The organism is Prevotella sp., from assembly GCF_036570325.1.
In the GTDB taxonomy this organism is placed as follows: Bacteria; Bacteroidota; Bacteroidia; order Bacteroidales; family Bacteroidaceae; genus Prevotella.
The window spans coordinates 335,714-352,661 of record NZ_DATCYK010000056.1; the positions used below are offsets into that span (position 1 = coordinate 335,714).

Consider the following 16,948-nt stretch of genomic DNA (forward strand, 5'->3'; position numbering starts at 1 on the left):
AAGGTATAGAAAATATGAAACTGAATAACATAGAACTCAATTTTGATAACTTTGCCGTGGAAATGGCAAAGTTGAAGAGTGAGAAGCATTTTGACTACCTTGTTACCATTATAGGTGAAGACTTCGGCGAAGAAGGATTGGGATGTATTTATATTCTTGAGAATACAAGCAATCATGAGCGCTGCTCTACGAGAGTCATTGCAAAGCAAATAGGTGAAGATTATGTTATACCTTCAGTCCTGAATCTTTGGAATGCCGCTAATTTACTTGAGCGTGAAGTCTTTGATTTCTTGGGAATCAAATTCTTAGGTCATCCTGATATGCGTCGTCTTTTCATGCGCAATGACTTTAAGGGTTACCCTCTGCGCAAGGATTTTGACGAGAGTCCGGAAGCTAATCCTTTCCCGACAACGGATGAGCCTGAGACAGATTTCACGACAGAATGGAACTTGGATAAGAATGGAAACCTTGTCGCTACACGTCATCGTTTGTTTGATGAAGATGATTTTGTAGTGAACTTTGGCCCTAACCACCCGAGTATGCACGGCGTGTTGCGCTTGCAGGCTGTTTTGGATGGTGAGACGGTGAAGCATATTTATCCACATTTGGGCTATATCCATCGCGGTATGGAAAAGATGATGGAAAGTATGACTTATCCGCAAACCTTGGCTTTGACTGACCGTTTGAACTACCTTTGTGCCATGATGCACCGTCATGCGTTGGTAGGAGTGATAGAAGAAGCCTTGGGTGTAGAGCTTTCAGAGCGCATACAATACATCCGTACCATCATGGATGAGTTGCAACGTATTGATAACCACTTGCTTTATTTAGGTACGGCTGCCCAAGATATGGGTGCGCTTACAGCATTCCTTTATTGCATGCGTGACCGTGAGCATGTGCTCAACGTGATGGAAGAAACTACCGGTGGTCGCTTGATACAGAACTACTATCGTATCGGAGGTTTGCAGGATGATATTGATCCAAACTTTGTTGAGAATACAAAGACATTGTGTAAATATCTCCGTCCGATGATTCAAGAATATCTTGATGTCTTTGGTGATAATGTAATTACCCATAATCGTTTTGAAGGCGTTGGACCAATGGGACTGGACGATAGCATTAATTATGCTTTGACAGGTCCTGCGGGTAGAGCTGCCGGATGGCATAACGATGTGAGAAAGAATCATCCTTACGCATGTTACGGTCAGGTGAAGTTTGACGAAATCACGCTTGATGGTGGTGACGCGATGGATCGTTACATGGTTCATATCAAGGAGTTGTACCAGAGTTTGGATATTATCGAGCAGTTGATAGACAACATTCCTGAAGGAGAGTACTATATAAAGCAAAAGCCTATTATAAAAGTTCCTGAAGGACAGTGGTATTTCTCTGTAGAAGGTGGTGCCGGTGAATTTGGAGTTTATCTTGACAGTCGTGGCGATAAGAGTCCTTACCGTTTGAAGATGCGCCCGATGGGACTGACTTTGACCGGTGCTTTCGATACGATGTTACGTGGTCAGAAGGTTGCGGACTTGGTTACGACCGGAGCAACGATAGACTTTGTTATTCCTGATCTTGACAGATAATACTAAAATTAATGATTATAATTAAAAAGAAAAGAATATGTTTGATTTTAGTATAGTAACTACATTTGTCGACAATCTTTTGCGTCAGTCATTGGGGCTTGGAGATTTTTGGACAATATTGGTAGAGTGCGTTTTGGTGGGACTTGGTATTTTGGTTGGCTATGCTTTGCTGGCCATTATATTGATTTTCATGGAACGTAAGGTCTGTGCTTATTTCCAATGCCGTATCGGCCCTATGCGTGTCGGCCCTTGGGGAATCTTCCAAGTGTTTGCCGATGTATTGAAAATGTTGATAAAGGAAATCTTCGCAATTGATAAGGCAGATCTCTTGCTTTATTATATCGCGCCTTTCCTCGTTATCATTGCTTCTGTGGGAACCTTCTCTTTCTTGCCTTGGAATAAAGGTATGGGTGTCCTTGATTTTAATGTTGGCCTCTTCATGATTACAGCTATCAGTTCGATAGGTGTAGTAGGAATATTCATGGCAGGCTGGGGTAGTAATAATAAGTATTCGGTTGTGAGTGCCATGCGTGGCGCGGTGCAGATGATTTCTTATGAAATGTCATTGGGTCTTTGCCTGATTTGTGCGGTAATCCTTACGGGAACCATGCAGATGAGTGGTATTGTGGAAGCTCAAACCGGTCCTTGGAATTGGTTGATTTTCCAAAGTCCAACGGCTATTATTGCATTTATCGTGTTCTTGATTTCGGGTAATGCGGAAGCTAACCGTGGTCCTTTCGACCTTGCAGAGGCTGAGAGTGAGTTGACAGCAGGTTATCATACGGAGTATTCCGGTATGGGCTTTGGCTTCTATTATTTGGCTGAGTATTTGAATCTTTTCGTTATTTCAGGTTTGGCCGCTGCCGTTTTCCTTGGTGGTTGGGCTCCTATAAATATCGGATTGGAAGCTTTTGACAATGTGATGAATCTTATTCCGGGTATCTTCTGGTTCTTGGGTAAGGCATTCTTAGTCGTATGGGTTCTTATGTGGGTGCGTTGGACGTTCCCCCGCTTGCGCATTGATCAAATATTGAAGCTGGAGTGGAAATATCTTATGCCATTGATGTTGCTTGTTTTGGTGTTGACAACCGCATGGGTAGCACTCGTATAACTCTTTAATAATAGGATTAAGGAAAATGGAAAATAATAAATCATATTTCGGCGAGATAGGAGCTGCTCTTAAGACGCTTGGTACCGGATTAAAGGTGACCATGAAGGAATATTTTACTCCTAAGTCTACAGAGCAATATCCTGAAAACCGTAAGACAACACTTCATGTGGCAAAACGCCATCGTGGTCGCCTCGTCTTTAAGCGTAATGAAGACGGAAGCTACAAGTGTACAGCTTGTACGATGTGCGAAAAGGCTTGTCCTAATGATACCATCAAGCTTCTTTCTCATATAGAGGAAGATCCGGAAACGGGACGTAAGAAGAAAAAGCTGGATGATTATCAGTACGATTTAGGCGATTGCATGTTTTGCCAACTTTGCGTTAACGCATGTAATTTTGATGCGATAGAGTTTACCAATGATTTTGAAAACTCTGTTTTTGATCGCAATAAGTTGGTATTGCATTTGGATAAAGAAGTTTATACCGGCGGCTCACTGCCGGAGTTGATAGATGGTGGAGCACCATTGACTATCGGTAAGTTTAATACCAAAACCAAGTAATAGATTATGGCAAATATTATTATGTTTTGCATCTTGGCTGTAGTCATTCTTGGTTCAGCCGTGATGTGCGTCATGACCAAACGGATTATGCGGGCAGCAACATTCCTGCTGTTTGTCTTGTTTGGTATAGCAGGTATTTATTTCCTGCTTGATTACACATTCTTGGGAGCAGCTCAAATCTCTGTATATGCGGGAGGTATAACAATGTTATATATCTTTGCTATTCAGTTGGTTTCAAAGCGAACGCTTCAAGGTCTTGTAGAACGTTTGAAGGGCAGCCGCGTTGTAGGTGGTGTTTTGGCTACGTTGGCCGGACTTGTTACGGTTGTCGTTATTTTGTTAAAGAATCAGTTTATTAATGCTGCGGTAGGCATGACAGAGGGAGAAATACCTATGGATAGGATTGGTCAAGCGCTTGTAGGCTCTGGAAAATATGAGTATGTGTTGCCTTTTGAGTTCATATCTTTATTCCTATTGGCATGTATTATTGGCGGTATTATGATAGCACGAAAGGAGGAACAAAAATGAATATTCCCGTAGAATGTTATTTAGTGCTTAGTTCACTTTTGTTTTTTATTGGCGTATTTGGTTTTGTAACCCGTCGTAATCTGATAGCAATGCTTATCTCTATAGAATTGGTATTGAATTCCGCGGATTTGAATTTTGCGATATTCAATCGAATTTTATTCCCCGAGCAGTTGGAAGGTTTCTTCTTTACGCTGTTCTCCATGGGTGTTGCTGCCGCCGAGACTGCAGTGGCTATTGCTATAATTATTAATGTTTACCGTAATTTCCATAGTGATCAGGTGAACAGTATCGAAAACATGAAATTATAAGAAAATGGAATACAGTTATGCATTTTTGATACTTCTTCTCCCGTTCTTGAGCTTTTTGCTTATTGGTCTTGCGGGAATGAAGATGAAGAAGCCGGTAGCTGGACTTATTGGAACGATTATGCTGGGCAGCGTTTTTGCGATGTCTCTTTATACGGCATATCAATATTTCTTTGCAATTGGTAGAGATGCGGCTACAGGATTATATCCTACAGTTACCGTGTTTAATTTCACTTGGCTGAAATTTACAGAGCTACTTACTTTCAATATTGGTTTCAGACTGACTCCTATCAGTGTGATGATGTTGATAGTTATTACAACAGTAAGTTTTATGGTTCATATTTATTCGTTTGGTTACATGGCCGAGCGTGATGAGAACTATAAAAAGGAAGAGTATGAGCCGGGATTCCAGCGCTTTTACGCTTACCTCTCGCTGTTTACTATGAGTATGTTGGGCCTCGTTGTGGCAACCAATATTTTCCAAATGTATCTTTTTTGGGAGTTGGTGGGTGTATGTTCTTACTTATTGATAGGCTTTTATTATCCCAAACATGAGGCCGTTCATGCTTCTAAGAAAGCCTTTATTGTCACGCGATTTGCCGACTTATTCTTCCTCATAGGTATCCTTTTCTACAGCTTCTATGTAGGAACGTTCAACTATGATTTTGAAGCTACTCCTGATTTGCAGTCTAAATTAGCCGGTGCTGCTTGGGTATTGCCTACGGCTTTGTTCCTGATGTTCATTGGTGGTGCAGGTAAGAGTGCTATGTTCCCATTACATATATGGTTGCCGGATGCGATGGAAGGTCCAACTCCTGTCAGTGCCTTGATCCATGCTGCTACGATGGTGGTGGCCGGTGTTTACCAAGTAGCCAGCTTGTTCCCCATTTGGGTAGAGTACGCTCCTAACCAATTGCATTGGGTTGCGTACATTGCTGCGTTTACAGCGTTCTATGCTGCGGCCGTGGCTTGCTGTCAGCGTGATATTAAGCGTGGCTTGGCATTCTCTACTATATCCCAAATTGCTTATATGCTTGTGGCGCTTGGCGTTTGTACAGCAGTGGAAGGCGAGGGTAGTGTAGGCTATATGGCCAGTATGTTCCACCTTTTTACACATGCGATGTTTAAGGCTTTATTGTTCCTTTGCTCAGGTGCCATCATTGTTATCATTGGAAGTAACTTTAAAGACTACATGGGTGGCTTGCATAAATATATGCCGATAACGAACATTTGCTTCTTAATCGGTACGATAGCCATTAGTGGATTCTTCCCATTAGCAGGTTTCTTCTCTAAGGATGAGATTGTAGACGCTTGTTTCCACTTCTCTCCTTTTATGGGATATTTCATGACATTGGTTTCCGGTATGACCGCATTCTACATGTTCCGCTTGTATTATGTAATATTCTGGGGCAATTCTTATTATGAGGCAGACCCAGAGAATCGCCGTAAGCCGGCTGAAGTTCCCTTTATCATGTGGGGACCTTTGGTATTCCTTGCCATCATTTCATGTTTCGCAGGTTGGATTCCATTTGGTCATTTTGTGAGTGCTGATGGTCATGCAGAAGACATTGCTCTTCAAAGTCTTCACTTTGGTAGCACAGCTTGGATGAGCCTTTGTGTAGCTTTTATCGGCTTCGGGCTTGCCACATGGATGTATGCCAAGGGTAACAATCCCGTGCCTGACATGCTTCAGCGTAGAATGCCACGCTTGCATAAAGCTGCTCTCAACCGTTTCTATATAGACGATGCTTGGCAATTCTTTACACATAAGATTGTCTTTGGATTATTCTCTAAGCCTATAGCTTGGTTTGATCGTCGAGTTATAGATGGTACTTTCAATTTTATGGCTTGGGGAACTCAAGAGGCTGGAGAAACAATTCGTCCGTGGCAGAGTGGCGATGTACGTTCTTATGCGGTATGGTTCTTGACAGGTACGGTTGCCTTGACACTTGCTCTGTTGGCTGTTTACCTATAATGTCTTAATAATAATAGAATCAATAAGAAAATGAATATATTAACATTATTCGTAGTTATCCCGGTCCTGATGCTTATAGGCCTTTGGCTTTGTAAGAATGATAATCAGGTACGTGGTGTCATGGTGACAGGTGCGGCAGCCTTGTTGGGCCTATCAATCTATTTGGTATTTGCGTTTTTAGAGCTGCGGGAGACAATGCCGGCAGACCAATATCCAATGTTGTTTACCTACAGCACACCTTGGTTTAATTCTCTTAATATAGAGTATGCTATCGGTGTAGACGGTATCTCTGTTGTCATGATATTGCTTACGGCTATCATTATCTTCACTGGAACATTTGCTTCTTGGCAGATGGAACCAATGAAGAAAGAATATTTCTTGTGGTTTGTCTTGCTGAGCATTGGAGTCTTCGGATTCTTTATTTCAGTGGACCTCTTTACCATGTTTATGTTCTATGAGGTAGCATTGATTCCGATGTATCTGCTCATTGGTGTTTGGGGGACCGGTCCTAAAGAGTATGCAGCTATGAAATTGACTTTGATGTTGATGGGTGGTTCTGCTTTGCTGATTATCGGTATCCTTGGAATCTACTATTTTAGTGGTGCTACAACAATGAATATCAATGAAATAGCCGCTATGGCAAATATTCCGGTTGAGGTTCAGAAGATATTTTTCCCCTTCCTTTTTATCGGTTTTGGTATTCTTGGAGCTTTATTTCCTTTCCACACATGGTCGCCCGACGGTCATGCTTCGGCACCAACAGCAGTGTCAATGCTCCATGCCGGTGTGTTGATGAAGTTGGGTGGTTACGGTTGTTTCCGCATTGCTATGTATCTTTTGCCCGGTGCACTTGATGCGTGGGCACCGGTGTTCCTTGTTTTGACAACCATTTCTGTTGTCTATGGTGCACTTTCAGCTTGTGTTCAGACAGACTTGAAGTATATCAATGCTTATTCGTCAGTGTCTCACTGTGGAATGGTGTTGTTCGCTTTGTTGATGATGACGCAGACAGCTATTACCGGTGCAGTGCTTCAAATGCTTTCACACGGTTTGATGACAGCACTTTTCTTTGCTGTTATTGGTATGATTTATCACCGTGCAGGAACACGTGATGTTCGCTACTTAGGTGGTTTGATGAAGGTTGTTCCTTTCCTTTCTGTTGGTTATGTAGTAGCAGGTTTGGCTAACCTTGGTCTTCCCGGCTTCTCAGGCTTCGTTGCAGAAATGACTATTTTTGTGGGTTCATTCCAAAATGAGGATTTATTCCATCGTGTTTGTACTATCATTGCTTGTACATCTATTGTTATTACTGCTGTTTATATTCTTCGTGTTGTTGGTAAGATTCTTTATCAGAAGATTCCAAATCAGGAGTTTTATAAATTGCACGATGCAACTTGGGACGAGCGTGTTGCCGTGATTGGTTTGATAGCTTGCGTGGCAGGTCTTGGTATGTTCCCGCTTTGGGCTGATGAGATTATCAATGAAGCAGTAGCACCTGTTATTAGTCATATTGGTCATTTTACAGCAGTTGCAGGTTTGTAATATATTAATTGCATTAAATTATGAATATAGATTATAGTCAATTTCTCAATATGATACCGGAAGTTTCTTTGACAGTACTTTTGGTTATCGCTTTTATTGCAGACTTTTGCAGCGCAAAAAATGTGCTCAGAAAGTGGTTTAATCCACTTGTATGTGTATTGATGTTGGTTCATATACTCATCAATCTTGCTCCTACTGACCTTGCAACAGCTTTTGGTGGAATGTATATTACAAATTCATCCATAGGTGTTATTAAGTCGATTTTGGCTTTGGGAACTCTTATCGTCCTCATTCAAGCCAAGGAATGGCTTTCCCGCGAGGATACGGCTTTTAAGGAAGGTGAATTTTATATGTTGGTCATTTCTACGCTCTTGGGTATGAACATGATGGTAAGTGCTAATCACTTCCTCTTATTCTTCTTGGGTCTTGAAATGGCGTCTGTACCAATGGCTTGTCTTGTTGGTTTTGATAAATATCGTCATAATTCAGCAGAGGCAGGTGCAAAGTTTATCCTTACCGCAACATTCTCCAGCGGTGTAATGCTTTTTGGTATCAGTTTCCTTTATGGTGCAGCTGGTACACTCTATTTCGATGACATCGCTTCAAAGATAACAATAACCCCGCTGACGATCATGGGACTTGTTTTCTTCTTTAGTGGTTTAGGATTTAAGATTTCCTTGGTACCATTCCATTTTTGGACAGCCGATTCTTATCAAGGTGCTCCGACAACAGTAACCGGTTATCTTTCGGTTGTTTCTAAGGGAGCCGCTGCATTTGCATTGTGTGCTATACTTATGAAAGTCTTTGCTCCTATGGTTGAATATTGGCAGTACTTATTATATATAGTTATAGTATTGTCTATTACCATTGCAAACCTTTTTGCCATTCGTCAGAGCGATCTTAAGCGTTTTATGGCTTTCAGTTCTATTTCACAAGCTGGTTATATCATGTTGGCTGTGGTTGGCAACAGCGCAATGAGCGTGACGGCACTTTCTTTCTATGTACTGATTTATGTTGTTGCAAATATGGCTGTGTTTACAATTATAAGCGCAGTGGAAGAACATAATAATGGAACGGTGCAGATGAACAGCTATGACGGGTTTTATAAGACAAATCCTCGATTGGCTTTCTTGATGACTTTAGCGCTGTTCTCCCTTGGTGGTATACCTCCGTTCGCAGGTATGTTCTCAAAGTTCTTTGTGTTCATGGCTGCGGTGAAAGGTGCTGACATTACTGTAACAAGTGGAGCACTTGCTTATGGAGTTATGTTTGTAGCTTTGATAAATACAGTAGTGAGTCTTTACTATTATTTGTTGATTGTTAAGGCTATGTACATTAAGCGTAACGACAATCCATTGCCAGCGTTCAATAGTTGTGTTAATACGAAGTTGGCTTTAGCACTTTGTGTTGCCGGAATTGTTGCGTTTGGTGTATGCTCAGGAGTCTATGAGTGGATTAATGCTGCAACATTAATGTAAGTTTTATATCCAGTAGATTATAACTAATATGACAGCCCTTAAAGGTTTTAAAGCCTTTAAGGGCTGTTTTATTTCTATACTATTTTCTTTAAATGTTTTGATTTGTTTTAACTGTAACATAATCATAATATGCTTGAAACGTATCTGTAACACCATCGTTTTATTTTTGCAATCGATATATGGAAATGCTATATTATGTTACGGGAATCAGAAGTTGTTTTTACCGTTATCATTCAGTAACTATAAATGTTTTATATAATTTCAATTAATTAAGCAAAGACTATGGAATTATTTTATGTAATTGTTATTTGTTTTCTTGTCCTTCTTGCAATATTTGATTTGTGGGTTGGTGTAAGCAATGATGCGGTTAACTTCCTGAATTCGGCTGTGGGAGCTAAAGTTGCGCCGTTTAAGCTTATTTTAGTAATTGCTGCTTTGGGTGTTTTCTTTGGCGCGGTGACGAGTAATGGAATGATGGATGTGGCTCGTCATGGGGTGATGATACCCTCGCAGTTTACTTTTGAGCAAGCCATGACTATTTTTATGGCCGTTATGGTAACTGATGTTATTATTCTTGATATTTTTAATAACCTTGGTTTGCCTACCTCGACAACAGTTTCCATGGTTTTTGAACTTATCGGTGGAACCTTTGCCTTGGCTTGTATAAAGATTGCGAATGACTCGAATTTAGAGTTTATACATCTTCTTAATGCCGGTTCTGCATTGAAAATGATTGCGGCAATCTTCTTCTCGGTGCTGGTTGCTTTTATATTAGGAACTGTTGTTCAGTGGATTTCTCGTTTGGCATTTACCTTTAAATATAAGAAACATCTGAAGTATTGTATAGGTATATTTGGAGGCTTCTCTATTACAGTAATGCTCTTCTTTGTTTTCTATCAGGGATTAAAGTCGGCTTCATTTGTAACACCGGCTGATCGCGAGTGGGTAAATCAAAACTTCCTTTATTTGTTAGGTGGTATTTTTGTGGCCAGCACTGTTTTGTCTCAGGTTCTCCATCTGTTGCGTGTAAATGTATTGAAAATCATTGTTCTCTTTGGTACTTTCTCTTTGGCATTGGCATTTGCAGGAAACGACTTGGTTAATTTTATCGGAGTGCCTTTAGCTGGTCTTTCTGCTTATCAGGATTATGCGGCTAACGGAATGGGACATGCTGATACATTCATGATGACCAGCCTTGAGTCTTCTGCTTCTTCACCATTTTTCTATCTTGTATTGGCAGCTACGGTGATGATTATAGCCATGGCTACGTCAAAGAAGGCAAAGAATGTGATAAAGACCAGTGTGGATTTGTCTTCTCAAGATGAAGGTGATGAAATGTTCGGTTCTTCCCAAGCTGCTCGTAGTATTGTCAGAATGAGCCAAAACGTAGTTAACACTGTTGACAAGTATATACCACGTAAATTGAGCTTAATGTTTGCTAAGCGTTTTAATACCGCTGACATCTCACTTCCTCAAGGTGCTGCGTTCGACGAGGTCAGAGCTTCTGTCAATTTGGTAATATCCGCTATCCTCATTATATTGGGTACTACTCAAAAACTTCCTCTTTCAACCACTTATGTTACGTTTATGGTGGCTATGGGTACGTCATTAGCTGATAAAGCATGGGGACGTGAGAATGCGGTCTTCCGTATTACCGGTGTGCTGAGTGTAGTAGGAGGATGGTTTCTTACAGCTGCTATCGCCTTCATCATTTGTGCTTTGGTTGCCGTTTGTATGTATTTCGGAGGATTTGTTGTTCAAACATTGTTCATGATTCTTATCGTGTTTATCTTGTGGCGTAGCAATAGGGTTTATAACAAAAAGCACAAAGCTACAGCTAAAGACGATACTTTCCAAATGTTAGTTAAGGCACAAACACCTGAAATTGCATGGACTTTACTCAAGAAGCATGTTGTTAACACACAGGCAGAGGTTGTTCTGTTTACGATGAAGACTTTTGAAAGTATCATGAAAGGCTTTGAGAACCATTCTATTAGCCAGCTTAAAGCTGCCGAACGTAATTTGAATAATGAGCGGAAGTTTATAGAACGTATGCGCCGCAGAGAGATTATTGGCATGCGCCATATACCTCAAGATGTAGCCCTTGAGCGTAATACGTGGTATCACCTCTGCATCAATTCTTCCGGGCAGTATATCTATTGCTTAAAGCGAATGCTTGAGCCGGTCAAGAGCCATGTAGATAATAATTTCAATGCGCTGCCCCAAGCCTATGTAAAAGAGTTTGCACCGGTAATCGATACCACACTGCAGCTGCTCTTAAAGACACAAAATTACATTGTCTCTGGCAATTATACCGGTTATCGAGAGATAATGGCCATGGCGGATACTTTGAAAGATGATATTTCTAAGTTGCGTAAACATCATATTGATCGGATTCAGTTGGCTTCACAAAATAAAAATTATCAAGTGGCTATTGTTTATTTGAACTTGATTCAGGAGTGCCAAATGCTTTTAAGTATCATGCGCCATCAGCTCCGTGCTACCAAAAAGTTCACTGAGGATTTGGGTAGCCTTGCAACGGTGGAATAGGATTCTATTTATAAAAACAATTATAACTTATTTTATATAAACCTCCGTATGAAAAAGGTCTCGATAGTAATGAAACTATCGGGACCTTTCCTTTAGCGTATCTCGTGTATCTCTCTCTTATTTTAAATATTGGTCTGCACGTTTGTCACCCAAATCTTTTGCTTTTTGTAAAGCTGTTTGTGCGTCAACTTTATTGCCAAGTTGCTTTTGTGCGATGCCTAATATTAGCCATGCGTCAGCATATTCCGGTTCTATTTGCAGGCAACGTTTGCATGTGGCGACTGCTTGTTCGTACATTTTCACTCTTAGTTGTAGGCTTGCCATTTCCGCATAATAAGTTGCTTCTCTTGGATTAACGATAATAGCTCGTGTGATGTCGGCGAGTGCTTGTTGATACTGGCGGAGAGAACTTTCCACCTTGAATCGTGTATAATAAAATGACGGGTCAAGTACTCGTCCCACCATCAGGGAATCGTAATGGTTATAGTCGTTGAGGGCTTTTCTCTTTTCTCCATTGTCATCAAAGGCAAGTCCACGGGCTAAAACGTAGGGGGCTGCAACGGCGGTAAGAGGTTGGGGACATGCGGCAATCGCACTGTCGAGCAAAGCCATATACTCTTCCTTGGGTGCTTTCATTTGCATTTTACTTTGAGCAGCCTCGTAAAATACTTCACCATTTCTCATATCGCTCTTGGTCAGTTCCATGAACATTTGATATGCTTGTTGATAATCTCCTTTAGCAAAGATTATCTGCGCTTGCTGATGTTTGTATATTGATTTAGGGTTTGTGGCGTATGCCTGATTGGCAAGATTTAATGCAACGTCAAGCGACCATGCGTTGTAAGGAATATTCGATTTGTAAATTTCTTTTTGGTACACCACTTTTGCATAGTCAGAGTAGGCTTCTTCTTTCTTTTCAACTTGGCTAATGGCTTTTTTCATGAGCTCATCAGCCTCTTGGAAGCGATTGCTGTTGACAAACTCCTCGGCTTGTGCAGTATAGCCTTCAATAAACTTCGGAAATTTCTTTATGAAGTCATTAATGTATTGCACGTGCGTAAGTGAGTCGCGTGTCGATTGAGCCATCATCATGGTTAGCAGGGCGTCATTATGCGAGTCGGGGAGTGTGGAGCGAATACCCGTGGCACGCAACACCGGGTCATTCAAAGACATGCCCGTCACCTTTTGCTCAAATCCAAATCTACCGTCGGTAGCATGTGTGTCATTACCTGAAGTCGATTTTTGTAGCAGTCCTAAAATTTCACCTTTACTGTTTAATATGGGGCAGCCCAAATTTATATCTTCTTCCTGATTCGCTAAGATATAATAATTAAAGTTGGTGTTAAATTTCTCTATGTTGCTGACCATGATTTGCTTGGCGTTTCCTTTTTTTACGGAATAGGTTGCAAGCCACACTTTCTCGTTCTTGTTTGATTGGCCCATAGCTAGTGAAGCACCTACGGTCTTGCCTTCAACTCTTATTCTGCAAATATCATAGAGTTCATTGGCCCCATCAATACTTTCTACATTGTGCTTGTTGCCGTTCGCATCGATAATAACAGCTTTGTCAGCTCCTTTTAGTGGATTCCATAAGGTGATGGCTTCGCCATTGTTCCCAACAAACACGCCATGTGAAGACGCCAACAAAGAACCGTCTTTTTTGAATGTTGTAAGAGTAAAGACCGCCTTGGCAGCCTTTACCACTGCGGCGGGCTGGGCTTTTGCCGAAGTGGATCCTAAGATGATGGCCCCAAAAATGAAATACTGTATTTTCTTTTTCATACGAATTGACTTTTATTTAATGTTTAGTAAATCTTTCGCGTTGCTGATGGCCGCTTCCGAAATATTGCTGCCGCTCACCATTTGTGCTATTTCTGTTATTCTTTCTTCCGTATTGAGGATAGTCATGTTGCTAACCGTACCGATGTCGGTTTCTTCTTTCGAGACTTTATAATGTGTGGTTCCTCTGGCTGCTATTTGAGGTAGATGGGTAATACTGATAACTTGTCGATTGGATTGCCCCATTTCGTACATAATCTGTCCCATCATTTCTGCGGCTCTTCCACTGACACCCGTGTCTATCTCGTCAAAGATAATGGTCGGTAGTTTGACCGCTCCGCTAATCATGGCTTTGAGCGATAACATGACACGGGCTATCTCTCCACCCGATGCTACTTGGCTGATGGGCTGCATAGGTGTTGTCGTGTTTGCGCTGAAAAGAAATGAAATTTTATCTTTACCATCACTGCTTAGCGGCTTCTCTTGCAATTGGATATTGATTCTTGCTTTCGCTATTCCTAATGGAATCAGTTTTTCCAACAACTCTTGCTCTACCACTTTTGAAGCAGAGGCCCTCATGCCGGATAGTTGCTCCGCCTCTTTTTGGCAAACAGCTTTTAACTGCTCTACTCGTTTTTCTTGTTGTTGCAAATCTTCCTCACTATGGTCTATCTTTGAAATGCGTTGCCTCAAATCAGCTGTTAGCTCCATGAGTTCCTCTATGGTTGTGGCATGATATTTCTTTTCTAAGGTATATATCATATCCAATCGCTGGTTAGCCGTGTCGAGTTGTTGCGGATCAAAGTCTATATGATCTACTTGTCGTTCAATGTCTTGTGCAATATCTTTTAACTCGATGTAGCATGACTCCAGCCGTTGTTTCAGTTCGCTGATTTCCGGATATACCTCTTCAATGCCGTGAAGTAGGGTAGAGGCTTCCTTTAGTTGGTTCACCGTACCGCCATCTTCCTGCGACATTAGGTTGCCGGTCGTATAGAGTGCGGACTTGATTTCCTCAGCGTGGCTGAGCATTTGAGTCAGTGTCTCCAATTCTTCTTGCTCACCTGCGGCCAAGTTTGCGTCTTCCAACTCTTTTAATTGAAAGCGTAAGAAATCTTCGTTTTGTTGATTTCTCTCTATCTCTTTCTTTAAATTTTCGAGTTGTTCTACCGCCGCTTTGTAATCATTATAGGCCTGCTGATATTTCAGTTTCACATCCTCATCCTTTGCGAGGATGTCTACTATATTCAATTGGAAATCTTCTTTGTTGAGCAGTAGATTCTGATGTTGACTGTGAATGTCAATAAGATGTTCACCCAGCTCACGCATAAGAGCTACGGAAGCCGGCTGGTCGTTGATAAAACCACGACTTTTGCCATTGACATTTATTTCCCGTCGGATGATACAATCCGTATCGTCGTAGTCGAGGTCGTTGTCTGTGAAGAAGCCCTGCATGCCATATTTTGATAAATCAAAATGCGCTTCGACTACGCATTTGTCTTGTCCTGACTTAATCGACTTGGTATCTGCCCGTTGTCCTAACAGCAATCCGATGGCTCCTAAGATGATACTCTTGCCGGCTCCGGTCTCACCTGTAATGACGCTGAAGCCCGGATGAAACTGAATATTCAGCTCATCTATGAGTGTGAAATTCCTTATGTATAGTTGTTTAAGCATTATTGCATAATTTTTTCCCAAGCGTTGCTTTGGCTTGCGTTAATATTCAAAAGTATATCATGAATCGTTTCTTTCTCTTTTGAGGTGCTATGTCCTTGATAGATGTTGACCAATTCATCTCGCTTAATATCCGTCCATATCTGTGGCCAAAGGCTTAACGGCCTATCCGCATGGCTCTTTTTCAAATGATTTTCCAAGGCAGTAGATATATTGGCTCTGCCTCTGGAAGAATTTTCGGCCATGTTGTCCAAGCCGAAACGGTGATACTCATATTGCAGTTGACGCAAAGGGCGCAGACCTTCATCCATATAGTCATTGATAATGGCAAAGCGATTTCGTTGGTCGCTGAAACTTTTCCACCCTTGTGTCCTCAATCCTTGTGCGTTGTTGGCTATGGTCATGCAAGATCGTAGGCAGTCATCGCCCCCCATGGGGCTGAAAGAATCCAAGTCAATACCTATGATGAGGTAGGCATAATAGGCCAATAGTGCCGTCAGTTGGTTATCAATGGCTTGTGGATTGAAGTTAAGCTGATCAAACGGAGCGTATTCAAAATTAAAGTCATTGTCCGTGTTATGATAGATCGGTGTTGCGTAGGCAGCGTTATAGACAGGACGATTGGCCTGAATAACAGCCTTGCATGTGAATAGGTTGCTTCCTTTCTCATAACTGCTGACCGTGATGTTGAAGCTGCAAGGGATACGTTCCTTGCTTTCAAAATGCAGCGAGGTCCACCTGCGCTCATTCAGGAATTGAGTAATTCGGCTTTGCAATTCCTCAAATACGGCTGCGTCAGTGCCTTGTATCTGTGCATGGTTCACCACCACCTTAGCCTGCAATTCTTGCGCAGAAGTCGTAAGGTAGGGAAGTGTTATGAGAAAAACACTTAGCGTAAGCTGTAAAAGAAAAGCTCCAAGCCGATTCATTCCTTACCCGAGTAGGTTATTTGTTGTTACTCTTATTAAATTCACGCAGGCGTATTCTCGTCAGCACTTGCTTGGTATTATTGGTGAAGTCGCCAGCCAACATCCAACTGTAATAGCCCGGATCTCTATGAAGTACATCGGCAACAGCCCATCCTCTATATTTTCCGAAGTTGAAGACTTCCTGCATTCTCGGCTTCCCATCTTGGTCGGTGAGGATATTGCCTTGAGCGTCTTTCATTTCTTTCCAAATGATGCGTCCCGCAAAGTCCACGTTGTTATTGTTTTTGCTGAACTCGTTGAGCACATCCATATTATTGGGCAGCTGCCTTTCCTGCTCCTCTTGCTTGTCGGGATCATACATATCAAGCTCACCCATCAGCACCCTATAGGTGGCCTCGGTATCTTGGTCGGCACGGTGGGCCTCAAAGTCCTCTTCCATCTTACGCCCGCAGTAGAACTTGTAAGCCGCCGCTAAATTGCGTCTTTCCATCTTGTGGAATATCGTTTGTGCGTCAATAAGCCTGCACTTGGAAAAGTCAAAGTCAATGCCGGCTCGCAAGAACTCCTCTGCAAGTAGTGGAATATCAAAGTGATTGGAGTTGAATCCGGCGAAGTCGCAGCCTTTAAATGTATTTTCGAGTTGTGCGGCCACAGCCTTGAATGAAGGAGCGTTGGCCACGTCCTCATTGGTGATGCCTGTCAGCGCCACTACTTCTTGGGGAATGGGCTTCATAGGGTTGATGAGTAGGTTGCCTCTTTCCTCTGTTTGATTCGGATTTACTTTGATATAAGATATTTGGATAATGCGGTCGGTCACAATGTCAAGTCCGGTGGCTTCCAAGTCGAATATGATAATGGGTTTGGTTAAATTCAGTTTCATAGGAATTTATATTAAAAAAATAACCTCCCTGTGGTTATTTCAGGGAGGCTGT

General features: G+C 41.8%; 13 protein-coding genes. 9 read left to right on the forward strand and 4 right to left on the reverse strand.

Features of this window, described 5'->3' with window-relative positions:
* The first annotated feature begins 14 nt into the window (after positions 1–14).
* The 9 genes from VIR50_RS05535 to VIR50_RS05575 all read left to right on the forward strand — a co-directional run bounded on the left by VIR50_RS05535 (position 15) and on the right by VIR50_RS05575 (position 11,634).
* Positions 15–1,586 (forward strand): NADH-quinone oxidoreductase subunit D-related protein, encoded by a 1,572-nt coding sequence (locus VIR50_RS05535; RefSeq protein WP_331934141.1) that lies wholly within the window; start codon positions 15–17, stop codon positions 1,584–1,586.
* A 37-nt stretch (positions 1,587–1,623) separates the two neighbouring features.
* Positions 1,624–2,697: an NADH-quinone oxidoreductase subunit NuoH gene (gene nuoH / locus VIR50_RS05540; RefSeq protein WP_331934142.1), complete on the forward strand. Its 1,074-nt coding sequence runs from the start codon at positions 1,624–1,626 to the stop codon at positions 2,695–2,697.
* 25 nt (positions 2,698–2,722) lie between these two features.
* Positions 2,723–3,256, forward strand: a complete 534-nt coding sequence (locus VIR50_RS05545; protein WP_331934143.1) for a NuoI/complex I 23 kDa subunit family protein — start codon at positions 2,723–2,725, stop codon at positions 3,254–3,256.
* 6 nt (positions 3,257–3,262) lie between these two features.
* Positions 3,263–3,784, forward strand: coding sequence for an NADH-quinone oxidoreductase subunit J family protein (locus VIR50_RS05550; protein ID WP_331934144.1), 522 nt, complete (start codon positions 3,263–3,265; stop codon positions 3,782–3,784).
* Complete coding sequence (nuoK, locus tag VIR50_RS05555; RefSeq protein ID WP_314755077.1) at positions 3,781–4,092, forward strand: NADH-quinone oxidoreductase subunit NuoK; 312 nt, start codon at positions 3,781–3,783, stop codon at positions 4,090–4,092. The genes VIR50_RS05550 and nuoK overlap by 4 nt, the downstream gene beginning before the upstream one ends.
* Positions 4,093–4,096: 4 nt before the next feature.
* Entirely contained in the window at positions 4,097–6,064 is a 1,968-nt protein-coding gene (nuoL, locus tag VIR50_RS05560) for an NADH-quinone oxidoreductase subunit L (RefSeq protein ID WP_331934145.1), read from the forward strand.
* Positions 6,065–6,094: 30 nt separating this feature from the next.
* A complete protein-coding gene (locus VIR50_RS05565; RefSeq protein ID WP_331934146.1) occupies positions 6,095–7,606 on the forward strand; it encodes a complex I subunit 4 family protein in 1,512 nt (503 codons plus the stop codon).
* 20 nt (positions 7,607–7,626) lie between these two features.
* Positions 7,627–9,084: an NADH-quinone oxidoreductase subunit N gene (locus VIR50_RS05570; RefSeq protein WP_331934147.1), complete on the forward strand. Its 1,458-nt coding sequence runs from the start codon at positions 7,627–7,629 to the stop codon at positions 9,082–9,084.
* Positions 9,085–9,366: 282 nt separating this feature from the next.
* Positions 9,367–11,634, forward strand: coding sequence for an inorganic phosphate transporter (locus VIR50_RS05575; RefSeq protein ID WP_331934148.1), 2,268 nt, complete (start codon positions 9,367–9,369; stop codon positions 11,632–11,634).
* Positions 11,635–11,751: 117 nt separating this feature from the next.
* Here the strand turns inward: VIR50_RS05575 and VIR50_RS05580 are convergent, their stop codons facing one another.
* The 4 genes from VIR50_RS05580 to VIR50_RS05595 are packed head-to-tail and all read right to left on the reverse strand — an operon-like array spanning position 11,752 to position 16,896.
* A complete protein-coding gene (locus VIR50_RS05580) occupies positions 11,752–13,416 on the reverse strand; it encodes a tetratricopeptide repeat protein (protein ID WP_331934149.1) in 1,665 nt (554 codons plus the stop codon).
* A 12-nt stretch (positions 13,417–13,428) separates the two neighbouring features.
* Complete coding sequence (gene recN, locus VIR50_RS05585) at positions 13,429–15,090, reverse strand: DNA repair protein RecN (RefSeq protein ID WP_331934150.1); 1,662 nt, start codon at positions 15,088–15,090, stop codon at positions 13,429–13,431.
* Positions 15,090–16,016, reverse strand: coding sequence for a type IX secretion system protein PorD (locus tag VIR50_RS05590; RefSeq protein ID WP_331934151.1), 927 nt, complete (start codon positions 16,014–16,016; stop codon positions 15,090–15,092). The genes recN and VIR50_RS05590 overlap by 1 nt, the downstream gene beginning before the upstream one ends.
* A 16-nt stretch (positions 16,017–16,032) precedes the next feature.
* Complete coding sequence (locus VIR50_RS05595; RefSeq protein WP_331934152.1) at positions 16,033–16,896, reverse strand: 3'-5' exonuclease; 864 nt, start codon at positions 16,894–16,896, stop codon at positions 16,033–16,035.
* Positions 16,897–16,948: the final 52 nt, after the last annotated feature.